Genomic DNA, 15,203 nt, shown 5'->3' on the forward strand with positions numbered 1-15,203 from the left:
AACGAGCGCTTAAATGCCTGTCGATGATGTAATTACAGAATTGAACAATTCTATAATTCAAGAACCCCACAATATCCATCTCCATCTGACAAAATAAAAACAGAAGAGAAAGGCCTCAGAAGTAGATGCCCATCTCCTCCGCGATCTTCCTGAGCCTCTCTATTCTCTTCTCCGTTGGTGGATGGGTGGAGAACAGGCTCGCGAGGCTCGTTCCCTTGAAGGGGTTGACTATGAACATATGGGCCGTCGCAGGGTTGCCTTCTCTCATTGGCTTGTAGTAAACGGCCTGCTCTATCTTCATCAGCGCACTGGCCAGAGCGTGGGGTTTCCCGCTTATCCTTGCCCCACCTTCATCTGCGAGAAACTCGCGGGAGCGACTTATGGCCGCCTGAATGAGCATCGCGGCGATGGGTGCGAGTATTGCCACAAGTATGGCCGCGAGTACATCTCCACCTTCGTCCCTGTCCCTGCCGAAGCCTCCGAATATTGCTATCCACCTAGCCCAGTAGGCGAGCTGGACTATCGCCCCCGCTAGAGCTGCTGCTATTGTACCTATGAGTATGTCCCTGTTCTTGATGTGAGTGAGCTCATGAGCTATAACCCCCTCAAGCTCGTCCCTGTTGAGTATCCTGAGCAATCCGGTTGTAACGGCTACCACCGCGTGCTTGGGGCCTCTTCCGGTGGCGAAGGCATTCGGTGTCTCGCTGGGAACTATCGCAACCCTGGGCATCGGAAGTCCAGCCCTCTCGGCAAGGCTCCTGACTATCGCGTAGAGTTCCGGCGCTTCCTCTTCGTCAACTATTCTGGCCCGATACCAGGCCAGCACTATCCTGTCGCTGTACCAGTAGGAGATAAAGTTCATGACGAGCGAAAACATGAACATTACGAACATCAGACTCGTTCCGCCGATGAGGTAGCCTATCGCCATCAGTAATCCCGTAAGCACGGCCATCAGCAGGCCGGTTCTGAGCCACAGTTCGAGCCCCATGGTCTCACCTCCACTTAACCTTTACCCACAAGATTAAACTAACCAGACAATACTAAAATATTTCGGTGCCTTAAGTTCCCTTGAAGTGCACTCCTGCACTCTTCGACCTTCTGAAGAAACTCCTTCCTGCCGAGACAGTCCCCACCGCGCTTGAGCTTCACCGCCGCAATTTTGTAGTTGCCCTTTCCAAAGAACCTGCAGACTCTATCGGGCTCGTCCACAAGCCTCGCCACTGCAAGGGTCTGCCCGTTGCATTCGACGTAGTCTATTACCGTATCCTGAAAACCCGTGAAGATGACAACGCACTTCCTGTTAGGATTGAACTGCGTTAAGTCTTCGTCTACAGGCGGGAGCTGTTTAACGACGCAGACTTCCGGATATTTTCCAGACTTTATTGACTTTACCAGTTCTGGAGGCTCTCCGCTCTTTTCAAAGCGCTCTATTTCCTCCCTACTAACTTGGACTGGCTTTATGGAGTAGCAGAGGACTCTCTCGTCGTGGTACATAAGGTACGTGCCGTCCTCAAGGAACATGAACGCTATCCTCTCCCTCGGAAGGTCAAAAATGTAGCCAGCTTTGCTTTTCTTCACGCTGTACATACAACCACCGGAAGGATTGCTTAACGCTGCTTTATAAGAACTGCTGGACAGAAAAGAGAAGTGAAAGGGGCATCACATGCCCATATCCATACCGCCCATTCCGCCCATATCGGGCATGCCACCGCCCTGGCCACCTTCGGGCTTGCTAAGCTTTGCGGCGATGACGTCATCGATTCTGAGGATCATTATGGCAGCTTCGCTGGCGCTCTTGATGGCCTGCTTCTTGACGCGGAGTGGCTCTATGATGCCCTTCTCTATCATGTCAGCAGGCCCGCCTTCGAAGATGTCTATGCCTATGTTCTTGCCCTTGTTCTTGTGCTCACTGATGACCTTGACGAGCATCTCGACGGTGTCGAGACCGGCGTTCTCAGCGAGGGTCTTCGGGATTATCTTGAGGGCCTCAGCGAAGGCCTCTACAGCAAGGGCCTCCTTGCCGCCAACGGCCTTAGCGTACTCGTCGAGCTTGATGCTGAGCTCAATCTCACCGGCACCTCCGGCCGGAAGAACGTAGCCATCCTCCATGACGTCCTTGACGACCTTGATGGCGTCCTCAAGGGCGCGCTCAACCTCGTCGATAACGTGCTCGGTACCGCCCCTGATGAGGATGGTGACGGCCTTCGGGTTCTTGCAGCCCTCAACGAAGATCATGCTCTCGCCCGCTATCTTGCGCTCCTCAACGAGGTCGGCGTGGCCGAGGTCCTCCGGAGTGAGGTCCTTGACATTGGTAACAACCTTAGCGCCGGTAGCCTTGGCGAGTTTCTCCATGTCGCTCTTCTTAACGCGCCTGACGGCGAGGATACCGTACTTGGCCAGGTAGTGCTGAGCAAGGTCATCAATACCCTTCTGGACGAAGAGAACGTTTGCACCAGTGGCAGCTATCTGGTCGACCATATCTTTGAGCATCTTCTCCTCCTGCTCGATGAACTGGAAGAGCTGGTCAGGGCTGGTGATGTTTATCTTGGCATCGGTCTCGGTCTTCTTGACCTCGAGGGCCTCATTGATGAGGGCTATCTTGGCTCCCTCGACCTTGTTAGGCATCCTCGGGTGGACGCGCTCCTTGTCGATAACCACACCACGAATGAGCTCGCTCTCTTCGACGCTCTCACCGGCCTTCTTCTCGATCTTGATGTTGTCGATGTCGACGACGTACTTGCCGTTCTTCTTCTCGGCGACCTGCTTGACGGCATCAACGGCGAGCCTGGCGAAGAGCTCCTTGTGGCTCTCGGCGTTCTTACCGGTAATAGAGGTCATGGCTATCTTCATGAGGGTCTCGTCATCGTCAGGGGTAACCTCAATGGCGATGTTTTCAAGGATTTCCTGGGCTTTCTCAGCTGCCATGGTGTAACCCTTGACGATGATGCTTGGGTGAATGTTCTGGTCAAGAAGCTCCTCAGCCTTCCTGAGAAGCTCACCAGCAATCACAACAGCGGTAGTAGTGCCATCACCGGCCTCTTTGTCCTGAGTCTTAGCAACCTCAACCATCATCTTAGCGGCAGGGTGCTGGAGGTCAATCCTATCAAGAATGGTGGCTCCATCGTTGGTAATGACAACATCCCCAAGGCTGTCAACAAGCATTTTGTCCATACCCTTCGGACCGAGGGTGGTCCTCACGGTCTCAGCAATAATCCTCGCGGCAAGGATGTTAATCCTCTGGGCGTCCCTTCCAACATACCTCTGAGTTCCCTCGGGCAGAATAACAACCGGCTGTCCACTAAGCTGTGCCATTCGACATTCCTCCTTCTATATCAATTTGGCAAAAACGCTTCGTCAGCACTCTATAAAAGTTTTTGGGCCGAAAATTTCAAAAAAACGACTAATTTTTGAATTAATGACAAAAAGATGACATAGAAGTGGGGGAAAGGGCTAAAACCTTCAAAACTGACCAATTCCAGGTGTGGAACATGGAGCCGAGGGTTTACGAAGTGCCTGTTGAGAGGGTGAGAGAAGTCTTTGGGCGCATTGAGGAGTACGACCTCCTGAGCGTGGACGTTGAGAACGAGGCTTCCGTGATTGATGATATGCTTGGATCAGAGGAAGGGAAGCTCAGATACGTCCGCGAGAAGCTCGACGACGGCAACATCGATTCGGCCGTCCTCGTAGTGAGGGACGGAACTGGAACCCTCGTTGTGAAGATGGAAAACGTAATAACGATAAGGGCAACAGTCAGGAACTACGAGAGACTAATCGAGGAATTCGGACTTAAGGAGAGGTGATCGGGAGTGGAGCTCATAAAACAGGGAGCGGAGGCTAAGATATACCTAGCACACTTCGAGGAGCTCTACTTTCCGTGGGACAACGAAAAGGTCATCATCAAACACCGCATTCCAAAGAGATACCGCATAAAGGAGATAGACGAGGGGCTGAGGAAGGAGCGAACCGTCCGCGAGGCGAGGGTGCTCCACAAGGCGAAGGAGTTCGGCGTCAACTGCCCCTACGTCTACGAGGTCGACCTGAGGGACATGAAAATCGTTATGGAGTTCATTGAGGGAGAGAGATTGAAGGAGCTCCTCGAGAGCGTCCCTGTGGAGGAGAGGCTGAACCTCTGCCGGGAGATTGGGAGACAGGTGGGGAAGCTCCACGAGGCAGGAATAGTGCACGGTGACCTTACAACTTCAAACATGATCCTCAGACACGGAAAGGTTTACCTAATAGACTTCGGTCTGGCCGATTTCGACCCAACGCTTGAAGCCCAGGGCGTCGACCTGCACCTGCTCAAGAGAGCCATGGAGAGTACGCACTACACTTGGTTCGAGAAGGGCTTTGAAGAGGTGCTGGAAGGCTATGCCGAGGTCAGGGGCAGAGAAAAGGCGGAAGAGCTCAAGGCGAAGATTGAAGAGATCGAGAGCAGGGGACGGTACAGGGAGAGGAGCTGGGTTGGCTGAATATAATAATCTTCTGCTGGAGAGGATATAAAGAAAGGCCAAGGATAATATTGGGCTTCAAATCTTAAATCTATTAACCGCCTGCATGAGGTTTTCGACAACCCTCTCAAAGTCCCTAAGCGTGGCACGGACCTCCTCGAGCGCCGATGTCTGCTCCTCAGCGGCGGCACTAACCTGCTCGGCAGCGGCGGTCGTCTCCTCAGCGCTGGCCGCAAGGTTCTCGAGGAAGCGTAGACCCTCGTCTATCTTCTCACCCTCCTCGAGAACCTTGCTCTTAAGCTCGTTTGCCTTGATCTCCATCTCCTCAATGAGTTCTGCTATGTGTGTGAGATAGGAGACGCTCTCCTTGAGGACTTCTGTTGATTGAGTAACGGTCTCCACGCTCTTGCCAGTGACATCGACGCTCTCTTGTATCTTCTCCATAATCTGGGTGACGATGTTGCGGATGTCGTCCGCTGCGTTCTTGCTCTCCTCTGCGAGGTTTCTGATCTCCTCTGCAACGACGGCGAAGCCTTTACCAGCTTCCCCCGCCCTAGCAGCCTCTATTGCCGCGTTGAGGGCGAGGAGGTTGGTCTGCTCGGCTATGCCGGTGATGACGTTGGTGATGCTGGCGATGTTCTTGCCCATCTCCGCGACTCCCTTTACAGTCTCCTCTATCATGAGCATCATGTTTCTGATCTCCTCTATCTGGCCAACGGCCTCCTGACCCTTCTGGCCACCCTCCCTTGCGAGCGAAACAACCTCCCTCATGGAACGCTCGAAGTCCTCCATGGTGCTGATGGTCTCCTTGCCAATCTCATCGATGTAGCGCATCGTCTCTGTCATGTGGTTGATATTCTCTTGCTCGCGCTGGGCCTCTATGCTGACCTGGTTGATGGCCTCGGCAACCTGGTTAATTGCCTCGCTTATCTGCTCCACGTTCTCACTGATGAGCTTACTGCGATCCTGAACAATAACAGCAGCATTTTGTATGTTTTGGATCATTGCCGCAAGACCCTGCCTCATCTTTTCTATGGCTTCCCGTATCTCAGAAAGGTGGCCGCTTAGGTTTTTATCTTCGACCGAAAGGTCACCCTCGGCTATTCTGTCAAGTATCTGAGCAATAACGCGGATCTGCTCCTCTATCTCCTGCTTGTACTTAAGAACATCTAGAGGAATACCATGCTCTACTGTAGAACTCCGGACCAGCATGATCGCTGTCAGCACCCCAATTGCACCGCCTACGACCGCGCCTATAGTGCCCACGAATATCGAGGGCACTATGGTGAGCAGGAACACAAGTACTGGGGATATGATTATCACACTTCGCTGTTCCATGTCGATCCCTCCGAAGAGCTAGGGGAATAAAAATACTTAAATATTTCTAATTAACAAAAGTAATAACCTAACCATAAGACGATGTAGTAACTACCTACACAACGACCTACATATTAAAAGCCCCTGAACGCCCTCCAAACTCTCTCAAAAATCTCCCTCTCTCTTCCACGCTTCTTCTTTGCGAGGCGCTCGACTATGAGCTCGGGCGTGCTTCTTCCGAGCGTTCCAAACTTCGGCTGCCTGTCCACAATGAGGTCGAGGTTCTCGTCTAGACCTTTGGCCTCTATCCCATCGACCCTCGCGAAGGGCAGCTCCCTCCTCAGATCCTCGCCGAGGTGTGAAACTATGACAACGTAAAAGCCCCTCTCATAGGCGACTTTGAGGAGCTCTCCGATTATCTTGACAGCCGCCCCCGGTTCGGTTATGGCCTCGAACTCGTCTATGAGGATCAGCTTTCTGCCCTCTCCCTTCAGTGCTCTCACGAAAGACCTCAAGGCCGTCTCAAAGGCTCCGGCACCGTAGACGCTCCTCTTACGCCTGAAGAAGAAAAGCTCGTTGAGGGGTTCCACCCACGCTTTCTCCGCCGGAACTGGCAGCCCCATGTGGGCGAGAAGCGTTATCTGTGTGATCAGCTCTAGGAGTGAAGTTTTTCCACCGCTGTTCGCACCGGTGAGGATTACTACGGGCTCGTCCTTTACCTTCTCCACGCCGGGGAGATCAAAGTTCTCGGGCTTTCTCCCAACGACGTAGCTCACCGGCTGGGGATTTTCGATGAAGAGATGCCTTCCGTTGATGAACGCGATTCCACCGTTCCAGAGCTCGGGGAAGGTGAAGCCCTCCGCGAACTCCTTCACTGCCCTCAGGAAGTCCAGCTCGTAAACCCCAGCCAGCTCTTCCTTAAGCCTGGCCAGAAGCGGACGGATTTTTCCGAGAACCTCGCGGCTCTTGAGGTAGAGCTCCACCTTGAGTTCCTTCTCAAGTTCCTCTCTCAGCATTTCGACTCTCTCTGGGGGAACTGTGACGGGATAGAGATCCTCGCGGGAGAACAGCTCAACCGTGACGCCGAGCTTTTCGCTCAGCTCTTCCTCGGCCTCGTTGATGAGGTCCAAGATTCCACCCTCAACCTCACCGAAGTGCGAGAAAATCGCCTCGTAGTTCCCGGCTTTAAGCTCGCTCAGGAATTCAAGCAGTTCTTTCCCGCTCAGCGTCAGGCTGAACTTCTCGAGCTTTTCTGAAATCTTCTCGTTCAGCTCGCGCTCCTTGCCGGCTATCAGTTCTTCGAGCCCATCAAGGAGCCTCCTTTTTTCCATGACTTCTTCGAGTTCTTTAAGCGCCTCGAGAATTTCTTTCGCAACGCTCTTCTCTCCTGTGAGCTCACCTATACTCACGAGGGCTTGAAGCGTCTCTTTGTTCTCCCATAGAGGCATGATGTAGAGCTCAGGAGCTATATCGGAAGGTGTAAGCTCAACATCGATGCCGTAGCCAACGGTGCTGAGGACGAGGGGATAGCCTTCGGCATCCTCAAGGCTGGTCGAGACCGCACAGAGGTTTAAATTCTCTGCTTTTTCAAGCTCGCCCTCATCAACTATTAAAACCCTGTCGTGGAGGAAGTCGCGCCTGAACTTTATGGGCCGAACCTTCGAGAGATATTTCCTGAGTTCGGGCCGGATTTTCGGCAGGTTCTCTTTGAAATATGCCTGTCTGCGGAGGATTTCATCCCTCTCAGAAACCGGCCCAAACTCGTCAAGAAAAGCCGAGCTTCCAGGAAGGACTAACCGCCTCTTTATCTCCTCGAGTATCGCCCGGTAGATTGCCTTAGCCTCTGGGTTAAGCTTGAGGGTCATCGTTCAAGAAATGGGCCGAAGTCTAAAAAACCTTCCGACATTCACCGTCTCACACCAGCGCAATCCATCAAGGGAAATCCCGGGAAATTTTATAAGGATGAGTTGCACCAGTACTAACGATAACAGTAACACGGTGTCTTCAATGCTCCTCAAAAGACTCCTTAAGCCCAGCTACAGATTTAGGATATGGGAGCTGGAGTTTGATAGTAAGAAGTTCGTGGAAGGCCTGAGGCGAAAAGGCATTCACGTCGCCGAGCTGAGAGAAGACTGGGACGTCGAGCTGACGGTTGAGGCTTTTCTTGAGTCGACCTTTGGAGAACACGTCTACCTTATAAAGTTCAAGGACGGGATCAAACTGCTTGCGAGGACCACCGACCCTCTTACGAAGGAATTCAAGCTTAAAGAAAACGCATATCTAGTGAGGAACGAGGGAGCACTGAAAAAGCTCATCCTAAGCCAGACTTCAACAATGATGAAGATACTGATGGGCTTCCAACCTCTCGTTATCTGGGCGCCCCTAGTCTTCGGCCTTCAGTATTTAGACGAGAGATATCCGTTCGCAGGCTTCTTCCTCGTGCTCCTGGGCTTCTTCCTCAATGACCTGCTTAAAACCCTCGAATATTTTATCCTGGGATACTGCAGGGAATGAGAAAAGAAAGGCCTCAGCCTTCTTCCTTCACCTTTTCGACTACGTGGATGCCCTCAATTCTCGTGAACGGATACTGACCCTGCTCGTCTTTCTCGACGGCCTTAACCATGTCCCATATGGTCAGCAGCGCGAGGGTTACCCCCATCAGGGCCTCCATCTCGACTCCGGTCTTGTAGGTCGCGCGAACCTCGCAGGTGGCCTCGATGTAGTCCTCGCCGAACTCGAAGGAGATGTCCACGCCCGTGAGCGGTATCGGGTGGCAGAGCGGAATCAGCTCGGGCGTCTTTTTGACGGCCAGAATTCCAGCAATCTGCGCCGTCGCAATAACGTTGCCCTTCTTCGTCTTCCCGGCCTTTATCAGCTCGATAGTCTCCGGTCTGAGCCGTATCCTGCCCTTCGCGACAGCCTTTCTGAGGACCTCCCTCTTATGCCCAACCTCGACCATCTTGACACCTTTTTCATCGACGTGGGTTAGTTCCTTCATTGCAACGCCCCCAAAAGTTGAAAGAAAGGCATCAGCCCTTCGCAACACCCATCGGGCGCATCCTGGCGACGAGCTTGGCAATGCCAGCCTCGTGGACGACGTTAACAACGTTGTCAACGCTCTTGTAAGCGCCTGGGGCCTCTTCAGCGACGACCCTGAGGCTTGCCGCCCGGATATAGACGCCCTTCTGGAGGAGCTCGTTCTTAAGCCTGTCACCGCGATACTGTCTGGTTGCCGCTTTTCTGCTTAGGAGCCTTCCGGCACCATGGCAGGTTGAACCGAAGGTTTCCTTCATAGAACCTTCCGCTCCAGCAAGAACGTAGCTGGCGGTACCCATCGAGCCAGGAATGAGAACCGGCTGGCCAACGTCCCTGTAAGCCTTCGGCACATCTGGATGACCGGCTGGGAAGGCCCTGGTAGCGCCCTTCCTGTGGACGACGACCCTGACCTTCTTTCCATCAACCTCGTGCTCCTCGACCTTTGCTATGTTATGGGCAACGTCGTAAACGATGGTCATCTCCATGTCCTCGGCTTTGCGCTTAAAGACCTCCTCAAAGCTCTCCCTGACCCAGTGGGTTATCATCTGCCTGTTGGCCCAGGCGAAGTTTGCTGCCGCCTTCATTGCGCTGAAGTACCTCTGGCCCTCTTCGCTCTGGAAGGGAACGCTGACGAGCTCGCGGTCGGGCCATGGAACTCCGTACTTCCTGTTGGCCTTCTCCATCACGCGAAGATAGTCGCTTGCGACCTGGTGGCCGAGACCCCTACTTCCGGTGTGAACCATCACAACTACTTGGCCCTCGAAAAGGCCGTAGGCCTTCGCCACTTCCTCGTCGTAGATTCTGTCAATGACCTGAACTTCGAGGAAGTGGTTTCCCGAGCCAAGGGAACCGAGCTGTGGAGCTCCCCTCTGCTTGGCCTTCTGGCTGACGGCATTGGGATCCGCGCCCTCCATCCTGCCGCCTTCCTCAAGGTGCTCAAGATCATCCTTCCAGCCATAGCCGTTGTCAACTGCCCACTTGGCACCGTCGGCTAAAACATCATCCAGCTGGCTCCAGTGGAGCCTCACTCTACCCTTGCTTCCCAAACCGGAGGGAACGTTTTTGAAGAGCGTGTCGACGAGCTCCTTGATCTTCGGCCTGACTTCCTTTTCAGTTAGGTTCGTGCGGATAAGACGGACACCACAGTTTATGTCATAGCCGACTCCACCGGGGCTGATAACTCCTTCCTTAACGTCAAAAGCGGCGACGCCCCCTATCGGGAAGCCATAACCCTGATGACCGTCGGGCATGACTATGGAATACTTGTAGATGCCAGGAAGCATGGCAACATTTGCCGCCTGCTCAAGTGTTCTGTCCTGGCGCATCTTCTCTATGAGTTGGTCGTCAGCATAAACCCTGCCCGGAACGCGCATTCTTTTATCAAACTTCGGTATCTCCCACCTTATCTTGTCAATTCTCTTCAGCGGAATCATCCTCTCACCCCCGTTTTAAATCCCCCCGAAGTTATTTAAGCTTTAGCTGGACTGAAGTGTTACTCCAGCTTCAGTCTTCTCTCCTTCGGCACGTAGTTGATGAGCCTGCCCTCCTTGGCTTTGGCCGAACCGAGGTAGTAGCTCCCCCACTTGACAATGACCCAGCCGTGAAGGTCTTCGTCAATCTCAACGCTCTCGCCGGCAAGATAGCGCTTGGCTCGCTCTTTATCCAGCTCAACAATGTTCTTTGTCGCTTTTGGGCCAACCAGGAAGCTCCCTTCGATGGTGAGCCTTATACCGTCGCTCTCGATCCTGCCAAAATAGACCCCCTGTCTGTCCGTGCTTTTCACCTCAAAGTCACAAGGCTTGTATGCATAGACCTTATGGTATCTGCCGCGTATCTCGTAGATTAACTCCGGGGCGTAGCCATAATTCTCAAGTAAAAGCTTCTTCACAAGCTCGGTATCGTCCGTCTTCCCTATCTCTCCCCTAGGGTTCTCGCTCATGCTTCTCCCTCCCCGGGCTTCACTATCTTCGCAATGAAGAATGCTTCAGTGTCGTTGTCGTTGGGATGAATCCTGAGGGTTTTCCTAAGCTCTTCTGAGTAGGTTCTACCCTCCCACTCGAGAACGGGTTCGCTTGTCTTCACAGGCAGGTCTATATCATCCAGCCTCGCGTCCGTCTTCCTCAGGAGGTAGTCAACCACCTCCTCGTTCTCCAGCGGGTCTATGGTGCAGGTGGAGTAAACGAGCACTCCACCTGGTTTGAGGGCTTTGTATGCTGCAAGGATAAGCCTCTTCTGGATGTTCATGTATTTGACGACTCCCCTGAGCCTCCATCCGGTCAGGAACTTCCAGCTCTTTCTTATCATGCCAACGCTTGAGCAGGGGGCATCGAGTAGAACTCTGTCGAAGGTATTCTCAAACCTTCCGAAGTATGCACCATCGCGCGTCGTCACGCGGGTGTTCAAGACGCCCATCCTGTTGAGGTTCGCTATGAGTATATTTGCCCTGTCTATCTTGGGGTCATTGGCTATTATGCAACCCTCGTTTTCCATGTACTGTGCTATCTGCCCGGTTTTGGAGCCCGGCGCGGCGGCCATGTCGAGAACGAGCTCTCCAGGCTTTGGGTCAAGAACAACTGGCGGAATCATTGAGCTGGCTTCTTGCCCGAAGACCAGACCCAGACTGTGCTCCGGAACTCTGGCGAGGTTATCTACGTTGATAAAGAAGCCCTCCCTGACCCATGGGATCGGCTCGAGCTTGTAATCCTCACTCAGGCGTTCAACTACAACCTCAAGCGGGGCCTTGAGCGTGTTCACCCTTATGCTCTGCCGGAGCGGCTTGACTATGAACTCCCAAAACTCGTCAGTATCCTCTATCTGGGAATAGCGCTCGTAAAACTCCTGGTTGGCCTCCCTGATCTCGTCCCTCACGCTCATCTGACCACCTCATAAATCGGGCACGAGCTGGACCATCCATCTCCCGTCTGACAGTTTTTCAATCCTCATGTCGTGGTAGGTTATGGCCTTGACCTCTTCCTTGGGCTCGTGCTTCTCGTAATTGAGGGGCTCACCGTAGGCCCTGGCCCTGAGCCTATAGCCATCCTCAGTCTTCTCGATTTTGACCTTGAAGTCCCCAAAGACGAGACCGTCCATCTCATGAAGCACCAAGAGCTCCTCAAGGAACAGGTAGAGCAAAGCCTCCAGGTCTTCAGCCTCAACCTCAAGTTCTCTCACTTCCTTCGGCTCGACCTTCCTCACATCGACCATGACATCAAAGAGCGCCAACGCGACAGCTTCAAAGGCCTCCTCAAGGGTCTCACCGTACCCGCGGATTCCAATGTCCGCGGTGTGCTCGTAGTGTTCCCACTCGCGCATACCCTCACCTCCAGAAGACTTATAGGGACGAGGGTTTATTAGGCTAAGGGTGAGAGCATGAGGGAGATAACCCCAAGGACGATTATGGAGATGAAGGGCAAAGAGAAAATCGCCATGATAACAGCTTACGATTATCCTTCCGCGCTCATAGCGGACAGAGCAGGAATGGACATCGTATTCATCGGAGATTCTCTTGGCATGGTCGTTTACGGTGAGCCAAACACACTGGCTGTTTCTATGGATCAGATGGTTCTCCACACGAGGGCCGTTGCCAAAGCCGTCAAGCGGGCGCTCGTTCTGGCCGATATGCCCTTCGGAAGCTACGAGGTTGACGTTGAAGAAGGCATCAGGAATGCCATCAGGCTGATTCAGGCAGGTGCGGATGCCGTTAAAATAGAGGGCGGTTATGATCATAAAAAGCTCGTTAAGAGGCTCGTCCGCATGGGAATTCCAGTTATGGGGCATACCGGCTTAACTCCACAGCGCTACCTCAGGTTGGGAGGCTATCGCCTGATGGGCGAAACCGAGGAGGAGATCGAGGAAATCCTGCGCGATGCCAAGGCCCTCGAAAAAGCCGGAGCATTTGCTGTCGTTCTGGAGTTCACGCTTGCTGATGTTGCCAAGCTTGTAACCGAGGAGGTCTCCATTCCGACCATCGGCATCGGGGCTGGGCCATACGTGGATGGACAGGTTCTGGTCTGGCATGACATCCTCGGGATTTACGAGAACGTCCCGCCTTTCGTCAAGAAGTACGCTGACATAGGTGGGATGATCCGCCTCGCCCTTGAGAACTACCGCGAAGAGGTCAAGAACGGTTCTTTCCCCGCAAAGGAGCACTACTGGGAGTTCCTCGACAAAGAGGACTTCAGGAGAAAAACCAGGAATGTCCTCGAAAGATTGAGCGAGGATGATTGAATGCTGGAAGGCAAGAGAATAACCGTCATAATTCCAGCCTACAATGAGGCAAAACGGATCGGAAAAGTCCTCGAGAGAATTCCAGAGTTCGTGGATGAAGTAATCGTCGTGGACGATGGAAGCAACGACAACACCCACTGGGTAGCCGTTGAATACAGCAAAAAAGATTCCAGAATCAAAGCGTTGAGACTCGAGAAGAACAGCGGAAAAGGAGCGGCCATGAGGGAGGGCGTGAAGGAAGCTACTGGAGAGATCATAGTTTTCATGGACGCCGACGGCCAGCACAGGCCGGAGGAAATAATAAACCTCGTTGAGCCAATAGTTAGAGAGGACGCAGACTTCGTTATCGGCGCGAGGAAGTTTGAGGTTCAGGGTAAGAGACCGCTCCACAGAAGGCTGAGCAACATAATAACAACCAGGCTTTTGAGGCTCAAGCTGAGGCAGTACGTTTACGACACCCAGAGCGGCTTCAGGGCAATGAAGAGGGAGTTCGTGCCGACTATTGAAAGCGACCGCTACGAGGTTGAAACTGAGATGCTCATCAAGGCGACGAAGATGGGAGCGAGGATTAAAGAAGTACCCGTCAGTATGATTTACGGTATTGAAACAGGCCACTTCCGTCTTGAGGACGTCTTCCGTTTCCTCTGGGCCCTCCTCAAGTTCTGAGCTCACTCTTTACTTTTACTGCACCCAGCGTTCCGAGGGTTATGAGGAGAAAACCGATGGCATGATAGAGCGTGAAGCTTTCACCGAGGAGCACGCCTATTCCAATCGCCACTGCAGGAGCGGGCGTTATTATCGCCGTCGCCTTCGAAAGGTTGATGAGCTTTATCGACTTGTACCAGACTATCTGGCCTAAAGCTATTATCATGCCCTCGGCGATGACAAACCTGGAAAGCTCCAAACTAGTAGCAGCCGCCAGAGGGAAGAGCAGTAAAAAGCCGAAGGTGTTTCTCAGTGCTGCTATTATAATCGGACCGTATGAGAGCCTTTTGGCTATAACGTGGCCGAGCTGCCAGAAGAGTGGGACGAGCAGAAGCAGAAAGTCCCCAAGGTGAAGTTCCAGAGAACGGCCCTGGGTGATCACGAAGGTTAAACCGGCGAGTATAAAGAGAGAATAGCCCACTAGCCGCCGGGTTATCCGCTCCCCAAGAAAGAGCCACGAGAGGAAGAAGGAGAAGAGCACTTCGCTCCTTGTTATGAGTGCGGCATTTATGGCAGTGCTCATTCGCGCGCCGAAGGAATAGGCAAGATAAGCCAGTGCAGTTCCAAATAATCCCACAAAAAAGGCCTTCCTGAGGTCTCCTGGATTGTCCCGGATCTCCCGCCAATCCCCACTCAAAAACAGACTTCCCCAGAGTATCAGGGAGGCCGTGAGAGCTGAAAAGGCGGCAAAACTAATTGGGTTTGATGGGTTTGACTTTATCACGACTGGCTCAAGGCCGTAGATGAACATCCCAGTTATCGCCAGGAGTGTCCCGAGGGATTCCCTCTCCATGGTTTTCCTGTTCTCCTTTCTTGCTTATAAATCCTCAGGAGGGTTCGTAAGACCGCTTCTAATGTCCCAATAGCCCATATAGGGAAAGAGTAATAACTGCCATATCTTGGATTTTGTCCAATATGATGCTGAAGCTCCAGATTGTGAGGACAAATGTAACAATAAAATAATCAAAGTCCAACTTAACGTCACAACGCTTAAATAACGCTATACGGATAATAAAAAATAAAAAATGGGGAAAGACAGTGGCCATGATAGCTCTCAAATCAGCAACCATTAAGCGCATAGAAGCCCTGGGGTTCACCATAGTAGTGGTTACTGTTCTCATAATCGCGCCAATACTATGGGGGGCTTCATATAACTTCAAGGAGGATATCCTAATAGAGCCGGGGGATTACAAGGTCTACAAGCTAGACGGCTACGAGTGGAGCATGCTCCATTTTTTGATAGAGTCCGACAGACCTGTTACAGTATGCATCACCGATGAAACTGGCCTCAGAATGCTAAAATCTGGAGAAGGGATGATATGCCTCTTTAGGGTTGACAGCACCACCAGCGTGGAGAGAGTCTGGAGATTTCCCAAAAGAGGCCCCCTGTATCTGGTCATAATATCCGACTCGACCGATGAGCCAACCTCCGTCCATCTCCAGGTGGAGGGCGGCCTTATTCTGTGGTGA

The 15,203-nt window shown here is 52.7% G+C and carries 17 protein-coding genes; 6 read left to right on the forward strand and 11 right to left on the reverse strand.

The features are described from left to right. Positions 1-115 precede the first annotated feature (115 nt). The 3 genes from htpX to thsB form a co-directional block, all read right to left on the reverse strand. Positions 116-988, reverse strand: coding sequence for a zinc metalloprotease HtpX (gene htpX, locus TON_RS03630; protein ID WP_012571665.1), 873 nt, complete (start codon positions 986-988; stop codon positions 116-118). Positions 989-1,026: 38 nt separating this feature from the next. Continuing rightward, positions 1,027-1,587: a hypothetical protein gene (locus TON_RS03635; protein WP_012571666.1), complete on the reverse strand. Its 561-nt coding sequence runs from the start codon at positions 1,585-1,587 to the stop codon at positions 1,027-1,029. Positions 1,588-1,659: 72 nt separating this feature from the next. Then, a complete protein-coding gene (gene thsB, locus TON_RS03640; RefSeq protein ID WP_012571667.1) occupies positions 1,660-3,312 on the reverse strand; it encodes a thermosome subunit beta in 1,653 nt (550 codons plus the stop codon). Positions 3,313-3,488: 176 nt separating this feature from the next. Here thsB and TON_RS03645 point away from each other — a divergent pair, with 176 nt between their 5' ends. Together TON_RS03645 and TON_RS03650 are read left to right on the forward strand one after the other, a co-directional pair. Further along, positions 3,489-3,800 carry a hypothetical protein gene (locus TON_RS03645; protein ID WP_012571668.1) on the forward strand — a complete coding sequence of 104 codons (312 nt, stop codon included), beginning with the start codon at positions 3,489-3,491 and terminating at the stop codon, positions 3,798-3,800. 6 nt (positions 3,801-3,806) lie between these two features. After that, the gene (locus TON_RS03650; protein ID WP_012571669.1) at positions 3,807-4,469 is read left to right on the forward strand and encodes a Kae1-associated kinase Bud32; all 663 of its coding nucleotides are present in this window, start codon (positions 3,807-3,809) and stop codon (positions 4,467-4,469) included. Between the two features lie 57 nt (positions 4,470-4,526). Here the strand turns inward: TON_RS03650 and TON_RS03655 are convergent, their stop codons facing one another. Together TON_RS03655 and TON_RS03660 are read right to left on the reverse strand one after the other, a co-directional pair. Further along, positions 4,527-5,786, reverse strand: a complete 1,260-nt coding sequence (locus tag TON_RS03655) for a methyl-accepting chemotaxis protein (protein WP_012571670.1) — start codon at positions 5,784-5,786, stop codon at positions 4,527-4,529. A 113-nt stretch (positions 5,787-5,899) separates the two neighbouring features. Then, positions 5,900-7,630 (reverse strand): P-loop NTPase family protein, encoded by a 1,731-nt coding sequence (locus tag TON_RS03660; protein WP_012571671.1) that lies wholly within the window; start codon positions 7,628-7,630, stop codon positions 5,900-5,902. Between the two features lie 142 nt (positions 7,631-7,772). Here TON_RS03660 and TON_RS03665 point away from each other — a divergent pair, with 142 nt between their 5' ends. After that, complete coding sequence (locus tag TON_RS03665) at positions 7,773-8,279, forward strand: hypothetical protein (RefSeq protein WP_012571672.1); 507 nt, start codon at positions 7,773-7,775, stop codon at positions 8,277-8,279. 13 nt (positions 8,280-8,292) lie between these two features. Here TON_RS03665 and moaC read toward each other — a convergent pair whose 3' ends face one another. The 5 genes from moaC to TON_RS03690 are packed head-to-tail and all read right to left on the reverse strand — an operon-like array spanning position 8,293 to position 12,113. Beyond that, on the reverse strand, positions 8,293-8,763 hold the full coding sequence (gene moaC, locus TON_RS03670; RefSeq protein WP_012571673.1) for a cyclic pyranopterin monophosphate synthase MoaC: 471 nt from the start codon (positions 8,761-8,763) through the stop codon (positions 8,293-8,295). 31 nt (positions 8,764-8,794) lie between these two features. After that, positions 8,795-10,234 (reverse strand): RtcB family protein, encoded by a 1,440-nt coding sequence (locus tag TON_RS03675; protein WP_012571674.1) that lies wholly within the window; start codon positions 10,232-10,234, stop codon positions 8,795-8,797. A gap of 59 nt (positions 10,235-10,293) precedes the next feature. After that, entirely contained in the window at positions 10,294-10,740 is a 447-nt protein-coding gene (locus TON_RS03680) for a methyltransferase RsmF C-terminal domain-like protein (RefSeq protein ID WP_012571675.1), read from the reverse strand. Continuing rightward, complete coding sequence (locus TON_RS03685) at positions 10,737-11,675, reverse strand: tRNA (cytosine(49)-C(5))-methyltransferase (protein WP_012571676.1); 939 nt, start codon at positions 11,673-11,675, stop codon at positions 10,737-10,739. The genes TON_RS03680 and TON_RS03685 overlap by 4 nt, the downstream gene beginning before the upstream one ends. A 9-nt stretch (positions 11,676-11,684) precedes the next feature. After that, positions 11,685-12,113, reverse strand: coding sequence for an archease (locus tag TON_RS03690; RefSeq protein ID WP_048055040.1), 429 nt, complete (start codon positions 12,111-12,113; stop codon positions 11,685-11,687). A 57-nt stretch (positions 12,114-12,170) separates the two neighbouring features. Between TON_RS03690 and panB the strand changes: the two genes are divergently transcribed. Together panB and TON_RS03700 are read left to right on the forward strand one after the other, a co-directional pair. After that, the gene (panB, locus tag TON_RS03695; RefSeq protein ID WP_012571678.1) at positions 12,171-13,028 is read left to right on the forward strand and encodes a 3-methyl-2-oxobutanoate hydroxymethyltransferase; all 858 of its coding nucleotides are present in this window, start codon (positions 12,171-12,173) and stop codon (positions 13,026-13,028) included. Beyond that, positions 13,029-13,694 (forward strand): glycosyltransferase family 2 protein, encoded by a 666-nt coding sequence (locus TON_RS03700; RefSeq protein ID WP_012571679.1) that lies wholly within the window; start codon positions 13,029-13,031, stop codon positions 13,692-13,694. It begins immediately after the preceding gene. Here TON_RS03700 and TON_RS03705 read toward each other — a convergent pair. Beyond that, positions 13,684-14,526, reverse strand: a complete 843-nt coding sequence (locus TON_RS03705) for a DMT family transporter (protein ID WP_012571680.1) — start codon at positions 14,524-14,526, stop codon at positions 13,684-13,686. The two genes, TON_RS03700 and TON_RS03705, sit on opposite strands and share 11 nt — an antisense overlap. 251 nt (positions 14,527-14,777) lie before the next feature. Between TON_RS03705 and TON_RS03715 the strand changes: the two genes are divergently transcribed. Beyond that, complete coding sequence (locus TON_RS03715; protein WP_012571681.1) at positions 14,778-15,203, forward strand: hypothetical protein; 426 nt, start codon at positions 14,778-14,780, stop codon at positions 15,201-15,203.

It is taken from the genome of Thermococcus onnurineus NA1, from assembly GCF_000018365.1.
In the GTDB taxonomy this organism is placed as follows: domain Archaea; phylum Methanobacteriota_B; class Thermococci; order Thermococcales; family Thermococcaceae; genus Thermococcus; species Thermococcus onnurineus.

Bases quoted from the DNA above. Each gene is read 5' to 3' on its own strand.
- htpX (WP_012571665.1), bottom strand. From the start codon at position 988: ATGGGGCTCGAACTGTGGCTCAGAACCGGCCTGCTGATGGCCGTGCTT.
- TON_RS03635 (WP_012571666.1), bottom strand. From the start codon at position 1,587: ATGTACAGCGTGAAGAAAAGCAAAGCTGGCTACATTTTTGACCTTCCG.
- thsB (WP_012571667.1), bottom strand. From the start codon at position 3,312: ATGGCACAGCTTAGTGGACAGCCGGTTGTTATTCTGCCCGAGGGAACT.
- TON_RS03645 (WP_012571668.1), top strand. From the start codon at position 3,489: ATGGAGCCGAGGGTTTACGAAGTGCCTGTTGAGAGGGTGAGAGAAGTC.
- TON_RS03655 (WP_012571670.1), bottom strand. From the start codon at position 5,786: ATGGAACAGCGAAGTGTGATAATCATATCCCCAGTACTTGTGTTCCTG.
- TON_RS03660 (WP_012571671.1), bottom strand. From the start codon at position 7,630: ATGACCCTCAAGCTTAACCCAGAGGCTAAGGCAATCTACCGGGCGATA.
- TON_RS03665 (WP_012571672.1), top strand. From the start codon at position 7,773: ATGCTCCTCAAAAGACTCCTTAAGCCCAGCTACAGATTTAGGATATGG.
- moaC (WP_012571673.1), bottom strand. From the start codon at position 8,763: ATGAAGGAACTAACCCACGTCGATGAAAAAGGTGTCAAGATGGTCGAG.
- TON_RS03675 (WP_012571674.1), bottom strand. From the start codon at position 10,234: ATGATTCCGCTGAAGAGAATTGACAAGATAAGGTGGGAGATACCGAAG.
- TON_RS03680 (WP_012571675.1), bottom strand. From the start codon at position 10,740: ATGAGCGAGAACCCTAGGGGAGAGATAGGGAAGACGGACGATACCGAG.
- TON_RS03685 (WP_012571676.1), bottom strand. From the start codon at position 11,675: ATGAGCGTGAGGGACGAGATCAGGGAGGCCAACCAGGAGTTTTACGAG.
- TON_RS03690 (WP_048055040.1), bottom strand. From the start codon at position 12,113: ATGCGCGAGTGGGAACACTACGAGCACACCGCGGACATTGGAATCCGC.
- panB (WP_012571678.1), top strand. From the start codon at position 12,171: ATGAGGGAGATAACCCCAAGGACGATTATGGAGATGAAGGGCAAAGAG.
- TON_RS03700 (WP_012571679.1), top strand. From the start codon at position 13,029: ATGCTGGAAGGCAAGAGAATAACCGTCATAATTCCAGCCTACAATGAG.
- TON_RS03705 (WP_012571680.1), bottom strand. From the start codon at position 14,526: ATGGAGAGGGAATCCCTCGGGACACTCCTGGCGATAACTGGGATGTTC.
- TON_RS03715 (WP_012571681.1), top strand. From the start codon at position 14,778: ATGATAGCTCTCAAATCAGCAACCATTAAGCGCATAGAAGCCCTGGGG.